Source organism: Flavobacterium sp. (genome assembly GCF_044357305.1).
Taxonomy (GTDB): domain Bacteria; phylum Bacteroidota; class Bacteroidia; order Flavobacteriales; family Flavobacteriaceae; genus Flavobacterium.
The window spans coordinates 20,261-39,287 of record NZ_JBIKPS010000004.1 but is presented as its reverse complement, the minus strand read 5'-3'; the positions used below and the strand labels follow the sequence as shown (position 1 = coordinate 39,287).

The window sequence follows — 19,027 nt, the reverse complement described above, 5'->3', positions numbered from 1 at the left end:
ATTTTAAATTATTATTATTATGCTAATTCATTCATTAATTTTAGGTTTTCTAATTTCAATTTCAGCAAGCTACTGGAATAGAATAGATTTTAAAAACACATTAATCTCACATTTTTTAGACATTCTTCTTTTATCATCTATAATATTTTTCTCTTTAGAGTATTTTAAAGAAAACATCCTTGTATTATTAATACTATTTGTATTTCTTACATTGTATTTACATTTCTTTAGAATAAAACTTTTTTTAATTTTTTCTAAAAATAATAAACAATTAAATATTGAAAAAGATTACAATGATAACTTCAATGAAAAAGTAAACATTTTTACGAGTAGTATTTGCAGAAAATATGAATATTTTATTTTAGAAGATAATATTTATATAAATGAAAAGCTATTAAGTTTAGATAGCAAAACTTTATCAAATTTGATACATTTTTTTAAAATAGTTCAGCCAAAAAAATCTATTAAATATTTGTCTTTTTCAATAATTCCATTTTGTCTTTTCTACCTTGGTACTTTAGATAACGATTATAAAAATTATTTTTTCATATTAGGAGGTATAAGCATTTCTCTTTTACAGGTTTATAATAAATATTTTTTAAGTATTTTTAAAATACAAAAATTAAGTGATGATAATAATAAAGAATTTTTAAGTCCGTCACTTAAAAAATTTAAACAGCTATTAGATAGCGAGAAAAATAGTCTTGTATATTCTATGGAAATTCAAAAAGCAATAAATGAAATTAGCAAAGTATAATTTTATTTCATTTATTACATTATTTACAGGCATAGCAATTGGTTATTTTGTTAATATCAAGTTTTTAAGTGATAATTTTATAGACTTGTCATTTAATGAAGATTTTAGTTTGTATTCTTTAAAATTTGATTTAATTATTTTCAGAAAAATATTTTTAAAAAATATTATTGTTGCATTTTTTTTATCAATAGGTGGTTATTTTTCTGGCGGAATATTAACCATTGCTGTGCTACTTACTAATGGTTTCAATCTAGGTAATTATTTTACTTCATATCATTATTGCAATATTTCATTGCTAGAATTTTCCTATTATTTCATTTTTCATGGAATATTAGAATTTTACTCATTCTTTTTATTTTCTATAATTGGATATAATGGTTATAAATTTTACCGTGATATCTTTTTAGAAAATGAAATTAAAATAAATATTGAATTAAATTCATTTATAAAACCAACTATAATATTAATAATAGCAGCAACGATAGAATGCTTTCTAATATCTAATTTTTAAAAAAAAACATGAAATCTATTTTACTCAAAAACATTTTATATACTATTCTTTTTTCATTTATTATTGGTATAGCAAAAGTTGAATACTTTTTAAGCTATTTAGATAATGATTTAATTTCAAACGCAAGAGTAATGAGTTACATTACCTTAATTATTGGCTCTGTTTTTTTTTATTTCTTCATAATTATTTCTTTATTTTTTTCTTATACAATTATAGAATTTTTTGAAATGGGTAAAGGATTAAATGTTTCTAACTTTTATAAATCAATGAATTATTTTGTTTATTTTCTGTTTTTTAATGAAATATCAAAACTATTTATCACTATCTTTAGTTTTAAATCTAATACAATACATAGTGTTCAAGATTTTAATAACACAATTAAACAAAATGCCTTATGGTCAGAATTACTTGAATATAGTGATATTGCATTCATAATTATTGGAAGTTTTGTTTATTTATATCACTTTATTAAATTAGATGCTAAAGTAAAAACTATAAATGTAATATATTCTACTTTACCTTTAATTTTCTCATTTTTCATCTTTAGATATTTTTATAATTAAAAAAGAGCTAAAACAAGGGGCTTCCGCCCTTTTGTTTTAGCTCTTTCTGTTTTTAATAATAAAGAATAGTAAAATTCTAATAAACAATCATAAATTAATAATAATGAAAGATAAAAGCATAAAGACAAATATTAAACCAAGTAGAACCGAAAAAAAAGGCATCTTGCAACAAGCGTTTTGCAAGATTGCGGGGTCAGTGATTAATTTAAAGTTTTGGCATATCTTTGAGGTCAGTGCTAAACCGAAAGTTAAAGGCTTATTTAGTCCCCAACCTCGCCAATCGCCGGGACGTTGCAGGAAACTTTACCCGCTCCGCAAAGTCTCCTCTTTACGAAGTGTTCCATAGCACCGTAATGTTCTGCGAGGCTCTCAACCTTGCAACCACAATCGACTCAAAACAAAAAACTACAACTTTTTATCGTTGTAGTTTTTTTATATATTTTTGATTTAAAAGCTGTGTGAAACAACTAATAAAAAGCTATTAGTTTATTAATTTTTAACACATCTAACAGATAATGCACTGCTTTTAATTACGCCACTTCTTACCAATTGGTCTGAAGAACTGTTTACATTTCTACTCCATACCAAATCAGCAGCGGTACTTCCTGTTGTAGTAGCACTCCACCAATAAGTAACTTTTGTTTTTCCTTTAAAAAGATCTGCAAGGGTAGGAGCAGGAGCAGCTGGAACTACAGGGGGAGGTAAATGATAATTTAAATAACCGGTTCCTGCAGGAACTGCAGTAAATCCAGATTGGTTAGTAGCATAATTTGTAGTCACATCCCAAGTAGGCGTAGCCGTGTCTTCTTTAAGTTTAATTCCTGCAACAGCGTCGCCTCCTAAAAACGTTGCTAAATCAGACCATTCGGTATCCGTTGGAATACGCCATCCAGCAGGAGCTAACCCTCTTGGATCTGTAATTGCATACCAATTATATAATTTTCCATATATAGGACCATTTGCAGTATCATTTTCATAGTAACACCATGCGCCTGTTGTTAAGGCTTCCCATTGCGTTACATCTGTTACTTGCGGAATTGCATCTCCATTTTTATATTTACTAACATCTAAATTCTTCTTCATCCATTCTTTTCCGTTTAATACCACAGAACCATAAGTTGCACCATCAATATCACTTACACCACCACCACTAGTAAACAAAATATTTAATGTTTTAAAGGAGAGTTGCGCACCATAAACTGTCCCGCTGTTATCTTTTGCATATGCTCTAACATAATACGTTGTATTTGCTGTCAATGGACTAAGTGTGCTAATAAAACTAGTTGATCCAGAACTAAGTGTTTCGGTAGTATGCAAACCTGAAATTGTAGGATTTGGCGATGTACTCCAACAAATCCCTGTTGATTGAATAGCACTTTCTCCTAATGTTACAATACCAACACATTTAGCATTTGTGAAATTAATATTCCCCACGCTATAGGTTTGCACTTTTAAAACCCCAATTGGATTGTTTGTTCCCGATATAGAATCGCTATTGCTACAGCTAAATAAGAACACCGAGAAAAAAGTTAAAAACAGAAAATTTTTCATAAGTTGAATGAAATTAGAATGCGTAAATTATTTTCAAAAATAAACAAATTATTTTAATAACTGAAAATTTATTATTGTAATCATTGTTGTCCGATAAAACTAACTATTTGCTTTGTTAAGTCTTACAAATATTATGAAATTTTAGACTCAACTTAATTTTTAATATATTCTCGCTAAGACACAAATTCGCAAAGAACTCAGATATAAACTGCGACTTCGCGCCTCTGCGAGAAAAAACATATAATGTATTTAGCAATAAATATTTTAATCGGACAATAATGTATTGGAATGATAATAAATAAACATCTCTATTAATTCCTATAATTATTATTTTATTTCAACTTTCTACGGTCTCTTTCGGTTTTAATCAGATTCAATTCTCTACTGGTTTGACCTGCAACCGAAGTGTTTTCTTCGGCACGACGGATCAAGTAAGGCATCACGTCACGAACGGGTCCGAAAGGTAAATATTTTGCAACATTGTAACCATTGGCAGCCAGATTATAACTGATATTGTCGCTCATTCCATACAATTGACCGAACCAAACACGAGTGTCACTTTTGTCAATTCCGTTAGTAGCAAGCATTTCTAATAATTTATACGAACTCTCCTCGTTGTGCGTTCCCGCGAAGATTGCCATTTTCTCTATGTGATGCATCATATAATCTACAGCGGCATTATAATTGTCATCGGTTGCTTGTTTGGAAGCGCAAATTGGAGTTGGATAGCCTTTTTCTTTGGCTCTTTCGTGCTCTTTTTCCATGTAGGCACCACGAACTAACTTCATTCCTATATAAAACCCTTCGGTTTTCGCTTTTTCGTGTAATTGTTTCAAATAATCCAATCGATCCCAACGGTACATTTGCAACGTACTAAAAACAATCACTTTTTCTTTATTGTATTTGCGCATCATTTCTTCTACCAAATCATCCGCAGCATCCTGCATCCAACTTTCTTCGGCATCAATTAATAAGGCAACATCGTTATCGTGGGCGGTTTTGCAAACTAATTCAAAACGCTCTTTTACTTTATTCCATTCGGTTTGTTCTTCGGCAGAAAGGGATTGTTTTTCGCCAACTTTAGTATATAAATCCAATCTTCCTAAACCAGTTGGTTTAAAAACAGCAAACGGAATTGCTTTTCGTTCTTTGGCAAATTCGATAGTTTTTAAAGTCATGTTCAAAGCCAAATCAAACTGCGCTTCTTCTTCTTTACCTTCTACAGAATAATCCAATACCGAAGAAACTCCTTTGGTATACATTTTATCTACCACAGACAAACAATCCATCTCATTGATTCCACCACAAAAATGGTCGAAAACCGTAGCGCGAATCAAACCTTCAACAGGTAAATGGGCTTTTAAAGCAAAATTAGTAACTGCGGTTCCTATTCTTACCAAAGGTTCGTTGGCAATTAACTTGAAAAGAAAATAGGCTCTATCTAATTCGGTATCACTTTTAAGGCTAAAGGCAATTTGAGTATTATTGAAAATTTTATCCATCGAAATTTTATTAATTATGCAAATATAATTAGAGTTATACAATAATTTTTAGGAATTTAACCATAAATCCCTAAAGGTTCTATTTTTATCATAATCAACAGCTTGTTTTTCAATATTAAAATAACGATTCCCTCTAGGGTCGTTACCAACTCCTGCTAGATATGCCCAATTCCCCCAATTGCTACAAACATCATAATCAATAAGTTGTTGTTCAAAATAGGCCGCACCAAATCGCCAATCAAGTTTTAAATCGTTACACAAATAACTTGCAACATTCTGACGACCACGATTGCTCATAAATCCGGTTAACTTCAATTCAATCATATTAGCATCTACAAAATCCACTCCGGTTTTTCCATCGATCCAATTTTGTAATTGGTCTGTATTGTGTTGGTTACTTGAAATTTCTTTATTTTGAATTCCGGCTTGTTGAAACAATTTGACATTGTATTTTTTCATCATAAATCTAAAATAATCGCGCCATAATAATTCAAAAACCAACCAATAAGTAGATTCATTGGCGCCAAATTGCTGCTCGTATTTTTTCAGTTCTTCATAAATAAACCTTGGAGAAATACAACCCAAAGCCAACCAGGCCGAAAATTTAGAGGAATAATCGGCACCAACTAATCCGTTTCTAGTTTCTTTGTATTCGGAAATACATTTGGATTCAAAAAAATAATGATTTAAACGAGTAATTGCTTGGGTTTCTCCACCTTTAAATTGAATTGCTGCTCTTGGATCAATTGGAGTAAATATTAAACCTAAATCTTCCAATGATGGTAAATCTAATACATCTAATTCGGGAGAATTTATTTGGGATGGTTTTTCAAAAGCACTTCTTATTGGAGATTCTTTTTCGGTTTTTTTTCTGAAATTGGAAAAAACATCCGGAATATCTTTTATAGAAAAAGGCAAATCTTCGGCGTGATATAGTGTACTGGTACTGAAGGTTTCCAACTCACATTTTATTTTAAAAAGTTCGGATTGCACTAATGCTTCAGTTTGTTTTTCTTCATATGAAACTTCTCTTTTGGCATAAACTTTCGTTGCTTTATAATGCTTAACAATTTTAGGGATTTCAACATCAGGCGTCCCTTTAACAACAAGCAATCCCGAACCTAAAGCTCTTAAATTTTTATCTAAATCGAGTAAGGATTCTAATAAAAACTGCGCTCTATAACTTCCTGTTTTTTTAAATCCAAAATCGGTTATTTCAAATTGGGATTCGTCAAAACAATACACTGGAATAATTTCATCACTTTGTGCAATGGCTTTGATAAGCGTTTCATTGTCCTGCAATCTTAAATCGGTTTTAAACCAAACTAATGAGGTTTTCATAATTCATTTATATTTTTCAAATAATACGCGGCTTGTTCTAATAATGCCGTTTTATCTTCGGGTTTCATTTTTTGCCACACTTTATACATCATTCCAATACGCGGATTTTTAGCCAATTTATCTTCATTTTTGTCGTAAAAATTCCAATACATGCTATTAAAAGGACACGATTTTTCGCCCACTTTAAGTGCTTTTTTATAATAACAACTGCCACAATAATGGCTCATTTTGTCAATATAAGTAGCCGAACTCACATAGGGTTTGGTGCCCACAATTCCGCCATCGGCAAATTGGCTCATGCCGCGAGTATTGGTGATTTCAACCCACTCGAAAGCATCAATATAAATTCCGAGGTACCAAGCATCCATTTCGTCGGGATGCACACCAGCCAAAAGAGCAAAATTCCCCGTAATCATCAACCGCTGAATGTGGTGCGCATAGGCATAATTCAGCGATTGCGTGATGGCGTCCTTCATGCAATTCATTTTAGTTTTGCCTGTCCAAAACCAATCGGGTAATTTTTCTTGATTGTTGAAATAATTCAGTGTTGCATATTCGGGCATTTTTAACCAATAAATACCTCGCATGTATTCGCGCCAACCAATTATTTGACGAACAAAACCTTCCAATTGATGGTATTCAATTTCATCTGGACGTTTTTCCCATTCTTCAATGGCACGTGCAATTACTTCCTGTGGCGAAATCAGTTTGATATTCATAGAAAAAGAAATCCGAGAATGGTACAAAGACCATTCATTTGGCGTCATGGCATCTTGATAACTTCCAAAAAGTTGCAGACATTCGGTGGCAAAAAAATCTAATAATTGCAAGGATTGTTCTCTATTTATAGGCCAAACGAAATTTTTAGCATCTATAGATCCAATGGTTTTTATGGTACTTTTATGGATTTCCTTCAGAATCTTAGAAACATCATTATCAAAAACCAAAGGCAGAATTGGTTTGTGATTTTTCGGAAGTTTTTTCCTGTTATCGCCATCATAATTCCATTGTCCGGTTAATGGCTTATCACCTTCCATAAGGACATTGTGTTTTTTTCGCATAGCCCGATAAAAACTTTCCATCAAAAAAGTTTTTTTTCCTTCAAAAAAATTGCCCAATTCATTTCGAGAAGTAAAAAAATGTTCCGAATCTACCGCAGTACTGGAAATAGAAATAGAATTACAGAGATTTTTCAAGATTACATCTACACGATATTCATCTGGTAATTGGTATTCCAAATGAGTGAAATTATACTTTGAAACTAAATTTTCAATATTTTTTTCAAAGGATTGAAGGTTATTTGCATCATTCAAGTGAATGTATTCAACTTGATGCTTTTTAGATTTTAATGCTGTAGCAAAAGATTGCATGGCTGCAAAAATTCCAATTACTTTTTGAATGTGGTGTTGGGCATAATCGGTTTCTGTTCGGATTTCCATCAAAACATAAACAACCGAATCATCCACAGTATTATACCAGGAATGCTTGCTGTTTAGTTGATCGCCTAGAATTAATCGTAAGGTTTTGTTCATTTTTTTATTTTTTTTCCTGCAAGGTCTTTTTTGGACCTTGTAGGTTTTATAAATATACCTACAAGGTTTTTTGAAACCTTGCAGGAATTATTATTATTTATTGCTTCTGCATTTATCACTACAATATTTTACTTCGTCCCAAACTTTTTCCCATTTCTTTCGCCATGCAAATGGTTTTTGGCAAACGACACAAATTTTATTGGGCAGGTTTTGTTTTTTTACTCCTCGCATTTTTGGGTTTATTTGGATTGGACACGTGCTTTTTCAATATTCTATTTCCTTCTTCTTTTACCTCGTCTTTCTTTCTAAAACTCCAAACAATGTCGCTGGCATACTTTCGAGTTGCGTCAATATCTACAATTGGTTCTGGATAATCTTTTCCTATTTGACAATTATAAAATTGTTGCTCAATAGCATTTAATTTCCAAGGCTCGTGAATTAATTCTATTGGAATTTCTGCCAATTCAGGCAACCATTGTTGGATAAAAGTACCTTCCGAATCGTGTTCTTCGGAGTTTTTAATCGGATTATAAATTCGAATAGTATTAATGCCGGTGGTACCCGATTGCATTTGCAATTGCGGATAATGAATTCCGGGTTCGTAATCTAAAAATTGCCGTGCTAAAAAGTGCAATTCGCGCCAATCTTGCCACAAATTAAAGGTGAAAAACGAAACTACCATAGCGCGCATTCGAAAATTTAGATAGCCCGTTGCTACCACACATCGCATGCAGGCATCCACAATGGGAATACCCGTTTTACCCTCTTGCCAAGCCTTAATAAAGGTTTCGTTTTTAGGTTTAACTAAAGTGTCATAAGCGCGATTTACATTTTCAAATTCCATGCGGCATTCGTCTTCAAATTTTTGCATAAAATGGCAATGCCAATGCAATCGAGAAACAAAATTTAGAATGGCTCGTTTATTTTTGGACGTCTCATAATGTTGGTTGGTGTATTGGTAAATCATGCGCATACTAATATTTCCGTAAGTCAAATAAGGCGACAATCGGCTGCAGCCTTTTCGGCTTAAACTGGGTTTTGAAATGTGCTTGCTGTAATTTACATAGCGTTCTTTTACAAAACTATCCAAATACCTCCAAGCCCAATATTCGCCCCCTTGTTGGAAATTTTTATTGCGAGTGGTAATTTCTTTAGGCAATTCTTTTCCTTTTAATTTAGAATATAAATCAGGAGGTAAATTTGCAATCTTTAAAGTGGAAACATCTACTACTTTTGGGTTATCTCGCATTACATTTTCCCAACGTTTATCCCAATCGCTTCTGGATTTTAATTTTCGGATAACGCCGTGCATTTGGGATTGTTTCCAAGATATTTTATTTGCATCAAAAAAAGATAGCATGGAAATATCTCTGTCATAACTGACTTTATTACCAATTTCTTGATGCGAAAAAACGGATTGGATGTCATATTCGTTTAGTAATTCCTCAAAAACAGATTGTACCTCGTTATGGAAAAAATAGATTGTCGCTGAATTTTTTGCTAGTTTGGATTGCATTTCTTGCACCGATTCGTATACAAATCGCCAATGACGAACATCCGAATCGTCATGAGCCATAAGGGAGGCTTCAAAAAAATAAACTAACAGAATAGGGATTTCACTTTGTTGCGCTAAATAAAGTGGTTCGTGATCTGTAAAACGTAAATCACGCTTAAACCAAACAATATTGATAGCCTTTTTATTCAATTTAGATTTATTGAAATGAATTATTTGGTTGTAAGCAAATTAATGGAATTCGGTTTTCTAATAGAAATTTGTCACTTTTTCATTAAGAATGACCCACTTTTTATCACTATTCAATTTGAAAGTACCCAAATGTTCTTTATTCCATTCTTGTGGGGAGATCAACGATAGAAAATTCACTCCATCCTCACCAGTATACAAATGGTATATTTCGCCCATAATTGGTTCAAATGAAAATTTTGCGCTATACACCAATTCGTTAAATTCGAATTCTTGCATCAAATTTTCATATTGACTTTTAAGTTCCTTAAACTTATTTTCAAACTCCTTATTTACAGTACTAATATTTCTATTCTTCCAAGAAACAACATCATCCATTCTAATTGCTGGTGCTCCAACATTGGTAGCATAAGGCAATACGCTAGCATTATATCCTTTATCGTCAGAAAAAACTACATTATCGGGCTTCTTGTTTTCCATTATTGTATCTTAAATACGTATTAACGTTTCGTGATTTTGTTATTTGAAATTGCTCTTTGGCGAGTACATTTAAATCGATCCATTCCTTCCACTCTTTTTGCTAAGTGTTTGGTTTTGCAATTCTCCACTCGTTCGCGCCATAATTTATAACTTCTAAATTTCAATTCTTTTTTCATCAAAGCCTTGACATTGTCTTCGGTTAAACCAAATTGAAACTTAATAGCGTCAAAAGGAGTTCGGTCTTCCCAAGCCATTTCTATTATTCTATCTATTTGAATTTCCGAAAAATCAGATGTTTCTAAAGGAGCAATTATTGTTTTCAAAATATATTGTTTAATCTTTATTTAAAAATAGTAAACAAAATTAGACATTTATTTAGAAACTAGCTCTATTTATTATAAAAAATAAGTGAAAAATCCTTTAAGAAGAATAAAATAATATGTCTATTTTTGTTAAAATTATAAAGGCACTATGCAGTCAATACAAGCCAACGGATATTCTATCCATTTTAACGAAAGCGGTTACGTGGCAATTCATGAAATACTACTTGAAAGAAATTATTCCTCCATCTTTATTCTTGTGGATGAAAATACTAATGAGTTTTGTTTGCCAAAATTTTTACCCCAATTAGCAACCGAAATTCCTATTGAAATAATTGAAATTGAAGCAGGTGAAGGAATGAAAAACATCTCGACTTGCGTTGAAATTTGGTCTATACTTTCCGATTTAGGTGCCGATAGAAAAAGTTTACTTATTAATCTTGGTGGTGGAGTTATTACGGATCTTGGCGGATTTATTGCTTCTACCTTTAAAAGAGGAATAGATTTTATTAATGTTCCTACTACTTTATTAGGAATGGTGGATGCTTCTATTGGCGGAAAAAATGGTGTAGATTTAGGTACTTTAAAAAACCAAATTGGAGTAATTTCTGTTCCTCAAATGGTTTTGTTGGATACCGATTTTCTAGAAACGCTTCCGCAAATACAAATGCGTTCGGGACTTGCCGAAATGCTCAAACACGGTTTAATTTTTGATAAAAACTATTGGAACCAATTTTTAGATTTGAGTAATTTAAATTTTGACGATTTAGATGCTTTAATTTATCGTTCCATAGAAATTAAAAACGAAATTGTAATGCAAGATCCAACGGAAAACGGAATTAGGAAAGCGTTGAATTTTGGTCATACTTTAGGTCATGCCATTGAAAGCCAATTTCTAGAAAGTGCCACCCCATTGCTCCACGGAGAAGCCATAGCAATTGGAATGATTTTGGAAAGTTATATTTCTAAAGAACAAAACATGCTTCCGAAAGTAGAATTTGAAGAAATAAAAAAGACTCTTTTAGCCCTATTTGGAAAGCATTCTTTTTCGTTAAATGATAAAAAAGCTATTCAAAGTTTACTCATACACGACAAGAAAAATGAATACGGAAAGGTTCAATTTGCATTGATAAATAGTATTGGTACTATTATGTTAAATCAAGAAGCAAGTAATGAATTGATAATGAGAAGTTTTGATGATTATGAAAGTTAAAATATTTTTTACGAAAAATTTTACAATTCACTAATTTTATTTTTACATTTGCTGAGATGATAAAAAATAAAAACCCCAAAAAATCTCCATTTTTTTTGCACGAAAACCTTATTAGTTTTCAAGCAAATAACCTAAGTTTTTTTAATAATAAAAAAACTACGGTGGTTTCCTTTTTTAACATTATCGAATCAATAACCCTTGATTTACCTATTGCTTACGCAAATATTAGAGTTTGAATTTTAGATTAACTTTTGTTTAATTACACTTTTTAATTTAAAAATCTACCAAAAAATGAACACTAAATATTTCGACTTAATAAACCAAACCTACTATTTCCCTCAAGAAGAATTTACTTTAAATAAAGAAAATGCACTTCAATTTCATAATATCGATTTGATGAAATTGGTCGAACAGTATGGTACACCTTTAAAATTTACTTATTTACCGCAAATTTCCAACAACATCAACAAAGCCAAAAATTGGTTTCGTAAAGCGATGGAAAAAAACAAATACGAAGGTAAATATTACTATTGTTATTGCACTAAAAGTTCTCATTTTGAATATATTATGAATGAAGCTTTTAAAAACAATATTCACATTGAAACTTCTTCTGCTTTTGATATTAACATTGTTGAAAATTTATTGGAAAACAACAAAATAAACAAAAGCACTTATATTATTTGTAATGGTTTTAAAAGAGACCAATACATTTCAAATATTGCTCGATTGATTAATAATGGACATAAAAATACCATTCCGATTATTGACAATTATGAGGAATTAGATTTATTGCAAGCAGAAATAAAAGGAAAATTTAAAATCGGAATTCGAATTGCTGCCGAAGAAGAACCAAAATTTGAGTTTTATACTTCTCGTTTGGGAATTGGGTATAAAAATATTGTGCAGTTTTACAAAAAACAAATTCAAGAAAATGATAAATTGGAGTTGAAAATGCTTCACTTTTTTATCAATACCGGAATTAATGACAATGCGTATTATTGGAACGAATTAGTAAAATGTATCAAAGTATATATTGCACTAAAAAAAGAATGTCCAACCCTTGATGGATTAAATATTGGTGGTGGATTTCCTATTAAAAATTCTCTAGCATTTGAATACGATTACCAATACATGATTGACGAAATTATCAATCAAATAAAAATTGCTTGTGATGAGGCAGAAGTAGATGTTCCTAATATCTTTACTGAATTTGGTTCGTTTACCGTTGGAGAATCTGGAGGTGCTATTTACAAAGTTTTGTATCAAAAACAACAAAACGATAGAGAAGCATGGAATATGATAGATAGTTCTTTTATCACTACTTTACCGGATACTTGGGCAATTAACAAACGTTTTATTATGTTAGCTGTAAACCGATGGAATGACACCTATGAAAGAGTTCTTTTAGGAGGAATGACTTGCGATAGCGATGATTATTACAACTCGGAACAAAACATGAATGCCATTTATTTACCAAAATACAATAAAGAAAAACCATTATATATTGGATTTTTTAATACGGGTGCCTACCAAGAAACCATAGGTGGATTTGGTGGATTGCATCACTGTTTAATTCCGCAGCCAAAACACATATTGATCGATAGAGACGAAAACGGAATTTTAGCAACGGAAGTATTTTCAGAGCAACAAACTTCCGATGATGTCTTGAAGATATTAGGCTATACCAAGAAATAATGGAATGAAAACCTGTATTTTGTCGAAAAAAAAATATCAAATAAATAAGAAAAATAAACTAAACCAATTTATTATCAATTAATTACACTAAAGCAGTACTGTTCTTGAAAATTAGCAAAATTTGTTTCGCTAAAACAAAGAGCATTTTGTCGAAATTAGTAGTAAAAAATTTGAAATTTTAAAAAAAAAAGTTTTTCTTTGAACTCTGAGAATATCAAACAAATCAAACAATAATAATGAGTAAAGGACCAATAAGTCAGTTTATAGAAAAAAATTATCTTCATTTTAATGCAGCTGCTTTAGTTGATGCTGCTAAAGGATATGAGCAACATCTTCTTGAAAATGGAAAAATGATGATTACGCTTGCTGGAGCGATGAGTACTGCGGAGTTAGGTAAATCATTAGCCGAAATGATCCGTCAAGATAAAGTACACATTATTTCTTGTACAGGAGCTAATTTAGAGGAAGACATTATGAATTTAGTGGCACACAATTCCTACAAAAGAGTTCCAAATTATAGAGATTTAAGTCCGCAAGACGAATGGGATTTATTAGAAAATCATTACAATAGAGTTACCGATACTTGTATTCCAGAAGAAGAAGCTTTTAGAAGATTACAAAAACATTTATTTGATATTTGGAACAATGCCGATTCTAAAGGAGAACGTTATTTTCCGCATGAATTTATGTATCAAATGCTAAATTCAGGTGTTTTAGAACAATATTACGAAATTGATCCGAAAGATTCTTGGATGATTGCAGCTGCCGAAAAAAACCTGCCTATTGTAGTTCCAGGATGGGAAGATAGCACCATGGGAAACATTTTTGCTTCCTATTGTATTAAAGGAGAATTCAAACCTACTACCATGAAAAGTGGAATTGAATACATGATGTGGTTGGCCGATTGGTATCCTAAAAACTCAACCGGAAAAGGATTAGGTTTCTTTCAAGTTGGTGGTGGAATTGCAGGAGATTTTCCAATATGTGTGGTACCAATGTTGTACCAAGATATGGAAATGCACGACATTCCGTTTTGGAGTTATTTCTGTCAAATATCGGATTCTACAACCAGTTACGGATCGTATTCTGGAGCAGTTCCTAACGAAAAAATTACTTGGGGAAAATTAGATGTTCACACACCAAAATTCATTATCGAATCCGACGCAACAATTGTTGCACCATTAATTTTTGCTTATTTATTAGATTTATAATACCCGTTTTATGAAAAGAGTTATTGTTGATTATGCGAAGCTAACAGGCGATATTTTAAACTTATTAGTGGATAAATTCCCCGATGGATATGATGATAGTAATATTATCCGTTTTAGAAATGCTAAAGATGAACTTATTGAGGCTGTAGAAGTTAGGACTGAAGACACTATTTACCTTGTAAAGGTTAGTACAAAATTAGCTAATCGAATGGAAAAATTTGACGAGGATGATTTAGTTGATGTTATTGAACCTATTGCTCCTATAAAGGACCTTGATTTAGATGATGATATACCTAATGATGAAGAGGAGGAAGAAGAAATTGATTTGTTAAAAGATAAAGGAGGTTCTGACGAGGATGACGAGGACGAAGATGATTTCAATACCTCTGATAATTTTGATGAGGCTGAGGAGGATGAATAATCCTTTATTAGATTTATATTGAAGGAGTAATGCTAAAGCTTTAAATAGTTTTACATTACTCCTTTTTTATAAAGTCACTTTTTAATTTAATAGTTTAATTTTGGGATTTGTTTATTGCCGAAAATAAAAAATAATCTAAATAGAAATATTATGAAAACGATCTCATTTCAACTAGTGGTAATTTTTTTTTGTGTAAAATCGTATAGCCAAAAAATATTTTCTGTGGATTATGAAAATCAAGCACATATAAAAGTTTTTGTTGTTCAATATGAAAATCAGGCCGATTTAAAAGTATTTAAAGTAGCTTACAGTAATCAAGCAGATCAAAATGAAGGTAAATGGTTTTTTGTAGACTATGCTAATCAGGCGGATAAAAAAATCTACTTTGTCAAATATGCTAATCAAGCAGATTTAAAAATTTATTTTGTTAAATATGCCAATCAAGTCGGATGGTTGAATAATTCTAAAAAACAATTATTATATTAATTTTTTGTCCTGATATTAAGAAAGTTGGATTTATTAGAAGCTTTTATAGCAGAGTAATTATATTGATTCTGCACTTTTCATTTTAAGACAACCCAATAATAGTAGGAGCAAAACATTTGGCGTTTTAATAATGGTAATTCCCGCTATCCATTACAACAAAAAAATGTCCCGAAACAATCGGGACATTTTTTGTTTTCATTTCTATCGGGGCTATATAGATTATGCCTTTTGTGAAATTATTGTTACAATTTATAATTTATAGAAAACATAAATACTCTTGGCAATACATAAGTTTTCCGTTCCGTAATTACATAATCCGAAAAAGAATAATCGTTTTTAATTTTATTATTGAATACATTATTTGCAAACAATTCAAATCCAAATGGACTATTTTTTTTCTGATAATGCAACGAAATATTCGCAATATCATAAAAATTGGTTTGATTTAAATTATTAGTATTCTTTAAATTATCATAATCAATTTTTAAAACAAAAAATTCACAAAAAGTCAGTTCTAGTTCGGTTGTAATCTCATCCGATTGGTACTTACTTTTTGTTATTCCATTAAATTGGCTATAACCTTTGGTATAACCAATGCTTAAATCGGGCCATTTTTTGTAGGCTGTTTTAAATACAATCCCAATATTTTGATTGTTCCTATCATTGGTTGTGGAAATGTTATTTAATGTTTGCAAATAATTAAACCAACTTAAATTAGAATTTATCTTCAAATTAAAACGATATATCTTTTTGCTAAAAGAACCATTAAAACGCCAATTTGTTTCTGGATTATCAGTTAAAATTGGGGTTGTATATTGATCAATACCATTTATTTGAATATCATTTCTAGTGGTTTTTACTTTCTTGTTGTAACTTGCCATAGCATTCCAAATAATGCCACGATACATATTCATTTTAGAATATCTCAAATTTGCAGTATGAAATTGTTCATTTTCCAACAACGAATTTCCTTTAAAAACAGAGTTATAACTTTGCAATGTAAATTGATTTGCCATTTGGCTCACTTCGGGAAAAGTATTAGATAATTTATAATTAAAAGTTATCGTTTCCGATTTATTAAACTCATAATCACTATTAAATTGTGGCTGAAATAAAGTTTTAGAAATAGTATAATCTGTTAGGTTTTGATTGGTATTCAAATGATACCAATGCAAAAAAATTCCTACTTTATTTGTCCATTTACCAATCTTGAATTTATACTCTAAACCAAAATAAGCGTCGTTCAATTGGTATTTTACATTATTTCCAAAACCTGTATTAGCAAAATCATTTACTGATCCATTGGTTAGTAGTTGCTTTTCTGAAGTTTCAAAATTAGAATTAATAAAGTTGTTACCAAGGATAGTATATAAATGATTGAAATTATTTATTGTCCAATAATGTTTTAACAACGCATCGATATTATTGTTTTCAATCTTTTTTATTTGATTTATAAAATAGCTGTTATCGTTTTGTAATGGAATTAATCCTGTCAAAAACAATCCATCCGTTTTCCAATTTATTTCTGGAGTAGTTTTTTCGTAAGCATGATTTACTACAAATGTCATTGTATGTTTATTGCTAAAATAACTATGACATTCTATAAACTGTTTGACCGAAATATTATCTGATTTTTTTACAGTTTCAAAAGTGCTATTATTTATATTAGTAATTGAATTTAATATATTTTCATCATTATTATTACTTAATTGGTATTGTAAATTATAAAAAACTTTTGTGTTTTTTTTTGGATTATAATCCAACTTTAAGTTCCCAATGCCCAGTAGGGATTTATTTTTATTTTCTTGTGTTTTATTTTCAAAACTGATGGTATTGTTTTGCAAATACTCATTTCTGTTTTCAGTTAAAGAAGTCATCAATAATTTTGAAAAAATTCCAAAGCCAGAAACGGATAGTTTTGAAGAAGTATCCAAACTAAAATTCAAAGCACCAAATTGGGATTTATTCTTAACTACATCGGTATTTTCATTTGTAAATGAATACAAATTAGTTAATGATTTTCTATCCGATAAAAAACTGCTCATACCGCCTTGAAAACGCATTAAATCTTCAAAAGTAAAGGTGCTTTTTCCTATATTATTCATATCCCCAATAAAACTTATATTAGTTTTTGGAGCATAATAAAACAAGCCGGTATGAGCCAAATAAAAACCATTATCGTTGGCAATTTCAGCACCGGCTTCTAAATCACCAAATACAAATTTCTTTTTGTTTGCCTTTAGTTTTACGTTCATTGCCAAATCTTCACTGTCGGAGACTTGCTTCATAAACCCCACCTCATTAAAGTGGTCTATAACTTCAATTTTATCTAGTGCATCAGCAGGAATGTTTTCGACAGCAAGTTTAGAACCACCACCAAAAAAAGATTTTCCTTCTACCAACATTTTAGTAACTTTTTTGCCTTGCACGGTAACATTACCTTTTTTATCTACCTCAACACCAGGCAACTTTTCAAGAAGTTCTTTCATCTTTCGTTCATTGCCATTAGCAAAAGCTTTAACATCAAAAGTTAGGGTATCTTTTTTTATTTCAATGGGTTTATACTCGTGTTTTATTACGATTTCTTTTAAAACTTGCCCAGTAGATTTTAGTTTGAAATCATGGGTTGTTATGGTTGAGTTAGGCTCAATAATAAGCACTTCTTCACTATAACCGATATAAGAAACGGTTATCTCATATTTTACATTGGCTTCTAATTCAAGTTTATAACGTCCTTTATTATCTGCAATAGCAAATTTTAAAGATGCTTTTTCTTGTAAAGGTTTTGCAATTATGTTGGCGGATTCAAGAGGTATTTCTTTATCATCAAAAACCACACCTGTTATAGTATGGATTTGGGAGTAAAAATCATTATAAAAAAATAAACATATTAATATCAATAATCTATTCATTTATTTCTGTTTATTTTCTGAAAAATGTTAATTTTTATTGTTTTCTATTGTTTCAGTTCTTTTTTGATATCGCTCTTTCAATATATTCTCATACTCATCATTTGTAACAATTTCACCATTAATTGGTAAAGAAATAGTAATTGCATCCTCCGATAATTTAATTTTATGAACACCATAAATTATATTTTTATCATGCAACTCTAAAATTAATCCTGGTAAACCTCCATATCCTTTTGGACCAAATGAAAATGGTATTTCTGGAGTAAACCATGCAACAACAGTTTTATTAAATATTCCCTTCGAATTTTTATATTTTATTATTTGAGTTGCTTTATAGCATTTTAAATTTTCAATATTTTTAGATTCTTTAGTAATATTCCAATTTAGATTTAAACTATCAATAACAACAAATTCATTTGCTTTAAAAATACCATTATTATCATTTGCGTTATTAAAAAATTTTGTTTTTTTATCTAGATCTTCGTAAAATACTTTATTACAATTGCACCAAGCAATAGCCATTTTAACACCCTCATCTTCAATCAAATCAACTAATTCAAATCTGGATATTTTTTGATTAAATATTAACTTTTGAGATATTCTATCAGAAGATTTTATTGCTAGATCATACATTTGAGATAATCTATCTGATTTTTTTATCAATACAGAATCAACTTGAAAAACAACTTTATATACTATTTCTCCACTTTTTATTTGTGCATTAATACTTGCAAAATTAAATATTAGAAGAAAAAAAAATACTTTTAATTTATTCATAAAACTAGATTATTTATTAATGACCTAATAGATATTAATCTATTAGGTCAAAA

At 30.4% G+C, this 19,027-nt stretch carries 18 protein-coding genes; 8 read left to right on the top strand and 10 right to left on the bottom strand.

Features of this window, described 5'->3' with window-relative positions; all coding sequences use genetic code 11:
- Positions 1 to 19: 19 nt before the first annotated feature.
- The 3 genes from ACIQ2J_RS04545 to ACIQ2J_RS04535 are packed head-to-tail and all read left to right on the top strand — an operon-like array spanning position 20 to position 1,831.
- Positions 20 to 757 carry a hypothetical protein gene (locus ACIQ2J_RS04545; RefSeq protein WP_396167183.1) on the top strand — a complete coding sequence of 246 codons (738 nt, stop codon included), beginning with the start codon at positions 20 to 22 and terminating at the stop codon, positions 755 to 757.
- Complete coding sequence (locus ACIQ2J_RS04540) at positions 738 to 1,268, top strand: stage II sporulation protein M (RefSeq protein ID WP_396167182.1); 531 nt, start codon at positions 738 to 740, stop codon at positions 1,266 to 1,268. The genes ACIQ2J_RS04545 and ACIQ2J_RS04540 overlap by 20 nt, the downstream gene beginning before the upstream one ends.
- Positions 1,269 to 1,276: 8 nt before the next feature.
- The gene (locus tag ACIQ2J_RS04535; protein ID WP_396167181.1) at positions 1,277 to 1,831 is read left to right on the top strand and encodes a hypothetical protein; all 555 of its coding nucleotides are present in this window, start codon (positions 1,277 to 1,279) and stop codon (positions 1,829 to 1,831) included.
- A gap of 489 nt (positions 1,832 to 2,320) precedes the next feature.
- On the opposite strand, the gene ACIQ2J_RS04530 is transcribed toward ACIQ2J_RS04535, so the two are convergent.
- The 8 genes from ACIQ2J_RS04530 to ACIQ2J_RS04495 form a co-directional block, all read right to left on the bottom strand.
- Positions 2,321 to 3,382, bottom strand: a complete 1,062-nt coding sequence (locus ACIQ2J_RS04530; RefSeq protein WP_396167180.1) for a fibrobacter succinogenes major paralogous domain-containing protein — start codon at positions 3,380 to 3,382, stop codon at positions 2,321 to 2,323.
- Between the two features lie 332 nt (positions 3,383 to 3,714).
- Entirely contained in the window at positions 3,715 to 4,884 is a 1,170-nt protein-coding gene (locus ACIQ2J_RS04525; RefSeq protein WP_396167179.1) for a proline dehydrogenase family protein, read from the bottom strand.
- A 48-nt stretch (positions 4,885 to 4,932) separates the two neighbouring features.
- Entirely contained in the window at positions 4,933 to 6,225 is a 1,293-nt protein-coding gene (locus ACIQ2J_RS04520; protein ID WP_396167178.1) for a DASH family cryptochrome, read from the bottom strand.
- Entirely contained in the window at positions 6,222 to 7,757 is a 1,536-nt protein-coding gene (locus ACIQ2J_RS04515) for a cryptochrome/photolyase family protein (RefSeq protein ID WP_396167177.1), read from the bottom strand. The genes ACIQ2J_RS04520 and ACIQ2J_RS04515 overlap by 4 nt, the downstream gene beginning before the upstream one ends.
- A 93-nt stretch (positions 7,758 to 7,850) precedes the next feature.
- Positions 7,851 to 7,988, bottom strand: coding sequence for a DUF2256 domain-containing protein (locus ACIQ2J_RS04510; protein WP_396167176.1), 138 nt, complete (start codon positions 7,986 to 7,988; stop codon positions 7,851 to 7,853).
- On the bottom strand, positions 7,954 to 9,462 hold the full coding sequence (locus tag ACIQ2J_RS04505) for a deoxyribodipyrimidine photo-lyase/cryptochrome family protein (RefSeq protein ID WP_396167175.1): 1,509 nt from the start codon (positions 9,460 to 9,462) through the stop codon (positions 7,954 to 7,956). The genes ACIQ2J_RS04510 and ACIQ2J_RS04505 overlap by 35 nt, the downstream gene beginning before the upstream one ends.
- A gap of 57 nt (positions 9,463 to 9,519) precedes the next feature.
- Positions 9,520 to 9,939, bottom strand: coding sequence for a DUF2452 domain-containing protein (locus ACIQ2J_RS04500; protein ID WP_396167174.1), 420 nt, complete (start codon positions 9,937 to 9,939; stop codon positions 9,520 to 9,522).
- A 20-nt stretch (positions 9,940 to 9,959) separates the two neighbouring features.
- Positions 9,960 to 10,262 carry a TIGR03643 family protein gene (locus ACIQ2J_RS04495; RefSeq protein WP_396167173.1) on the bottom strand — a complete coding sequence of 101 codons (303 nt, stop codon included), beginning with the start codon at positions 10,260 to 10,262 and terminating at the stop codon, positions 9,960 to 9,962.
- Between the two features lie 148 nt (positions 10,263 to 10,410).
- On the opposite strand from ACIQ2J_RS04495, the gene aroB reads away from it, so the two are divergent.
- From aroB to ACIQ2J_RS04470, 5 genes are all read left to right on the top strand, one after another.
- Complete coding sequence (aroB, locus tag ACIQ2J_RS04490; protein WP_396167172.1) at positions 10,411 to 11,472, top strand: 3-dehydroquinate synthase; 1,062 nt, start codon at positions 10,411 to 10,413, stop codon at positions 11,470 to 11,472.
- Between the two features lie 291 nt (positions 11,473 to 11,763).
- Entirely contained in the window at positions 11,764 to 13,167 is a 1,404-nt protein-coding gene (locus tag ACIQ2J_RS04485; protein WP_396167171.1) for an arginine decarboxylase, read from the top strand.
- Between the two features lie 236 nt (positions 13,168 to 13,403).
- Positions 13,404 to 14,378: a deoxyhypusine synthase family protein gene (locus ACIQ2J_RS04480; RefSeq protein ID WP_396167170.1), complete on the top strand. Its 975-nt coding sequence runs from the start codon at positions 13,404 to 13,406 to the stop codon at positions 14,376 to 14,378.
- 10 nt (positions 14,379 to 14,388) lie between these two features.
- On the top strand, positions 14,389 to 14,799 hold the full coding sequence (locus ACIQ2J_RS04475) for a DNA primase (RefSeq protein ID WP_396167169.1): 411 nt from the start codon (positions 14,389 to 14,391) through the stop codon (positions 14,797 to 14,799).
- 150 nt (positions 14,800 to 14,949) lie between these two features.
- Positions 14,950 to 15,285 (top strand): DUF6150 family protein, encoded by a 336-nt coding sequence (locus ACIQ2J_RS04470; protein ID WP_396167168.1) that lies wholly within the window; start codon positions 14,950 to 14,952, stop codon positions 15,283 to 15,285.
- Positions 15,286 to 15,527: 242 nt separating this feature from the next.
- Here the strand turns inward: ACIQ2J_RS04470 and ACIQ2J_RS04465 are convergent, their stop codons facing one another.
- Both ACIQ2J_RS04465 and ACIQ2J_RS04460 read right to left on the bottom strand, forming a co-directional pair.
- Positions 15,528 to 18,197 carry a carboxypeptidase-like regulatory domain-containing protein gene (locus tag ACIQ2J_RS04465; RefSeq protein WP_396167167.1) on the bottom strand — a complete coding sequence of 890 codons (2,670 nt, stop codon included), beginning with the start codon at positions 18,195 to 18,197 and terminating at the stop codon, positions 15,528 to 15,530.
- Positions 18,198 to 18,224: 27 nt separating this feature from the next.
- On the bottom strand, positions 18,225 to 18,974 hold the full coding sequence (locus tag ACIQ2J_RS04460) for a GLPGLI family protein (protein ID WP_396167166.1): 750 nt from the start codon (positions 18,972 to 18,974) through the stop codon (positions 18,225 to 18,227).
- Positions 18,975 to 19,027 lie beyond the last annotated feature (53 nt).

Excerpts from the sequence above, each read along its gene's own strand:
- ACIQ2J_RS04545 (WP_396167183.1), top strand. The coding sequence starts at position 20 with ATGCTAATTCATTCATTAATTTTAGGTTTTCTAATTTCAATTTCAGCA.
- ACIQ2J_RS04540 (WP_396167182.1), top strand. The coding sequence starts at position 738 with ATGAAATTAGCAAAGTATAATTTTATTTCATTTATTACATTATTTACA.
- ACIQ2J_RS04535 (WP_396167181.1), top strand. The coding sequence starts at position 1,277 with ATGAAATCTATTTTACTCAAAAACATTTTATATACTATTCTTTTTTCA.
- ACIQ2J_RS04530 (WP_396167180.1), bottom strand. The coding sequence starts at position 3,382 with ATGAAAAATTTTCTGTTTTTAACTTTTTTCTCGGTGTTCTTATTTAGC.
- ACIQ2J_RS04525 (WP_396167179.1), bottom strand. The coding sequence starts at position 4,884 with ATGGATAAAATTTTCAATAATACTCAAATTGCCTTTAGCCTTAAAAGT.
- ACIQ2J_RS04520 (WP_396167178.1), bottom strand. The coding sequence starts at position 6,225 with ATGAAAACCTCATTAGTTTGGTTTAAAACCGATTTAAGATTGCAGGAC.
- ACIQ2J_RS04515 (WP_396167177.1), bottom strand. The coding sequence starts at position 7,757 with ATGAACAAAACCTTACGATTAATTCTAGGCGATCAACTAAACAGCAAG.
- ACIQ2J_RS04510 (WP_396167176.1), bottom strand. The coding sequence starts at position 7,988 with ATGCGAGGAGTAAAAAAACAAAACCTGCCCAATAAAATTTGTGTCGTT.
- ACIQ2J_RS04500 (WP_396167174.1), bottom strand. The coding sequence starts at position 9,939 with ATGGAAAACAAGAAGCCCGATAATGTAGTTTTTTCTGACGATAAAGGA.
- aroB (WP_396167172.1), top strand. The coding sequence starts at position 10,411 with ATGCAGTCAATACAAGCCAACGGATATTCTATCCATTTTAACGAAAGC.
- ACIQ2J_RS04485 (WP_396167171.1), top strand. The coding sequence starts at position 11,764 with ATGAACACTAAATATTTCGACTTAATAAACCAAACCTACTATTTCCCT.
- ACIQ2J_RS04480 (WP_396167170.1), top strand. The coding sequence starts at position 13,404 with ATGAGTAAAGGACCAATAAGTCAGTTTATAGAAAAAAATTATCTTCAT.
- ACIQ2J_RS04475 (WP_396167169.1), top strand. The coding sequence starts at position 14,389 with ATGAAAAGAGTTATTGTTGATTATGCGAAGCTAACAGGCGATATTTTA.
- ACIQ2J_RS04470 (WP_396167168.1), top strand. The coding sequence starts at position 14,950 with ATGAAAACGATCTCATTTCAACTAGTGGTAATTTTTTTTTGTGTAAAA.
- ACIQ2J_RS04465 (WP_396167167.1), bottom strand. The coding sequence starts at position 18,197 with ATGAATAGATTATTGATATTAATATGTTTATTTTTTTATAATGATTTT.
- ACIQ2J_RS04460 (WP_396167166.1), bottom strand. The coding sequence starts at position 18,974 with ATGAATAAATTAAAAGTATTTTTTTTTCTTCTAATATTTAATTTTGCA.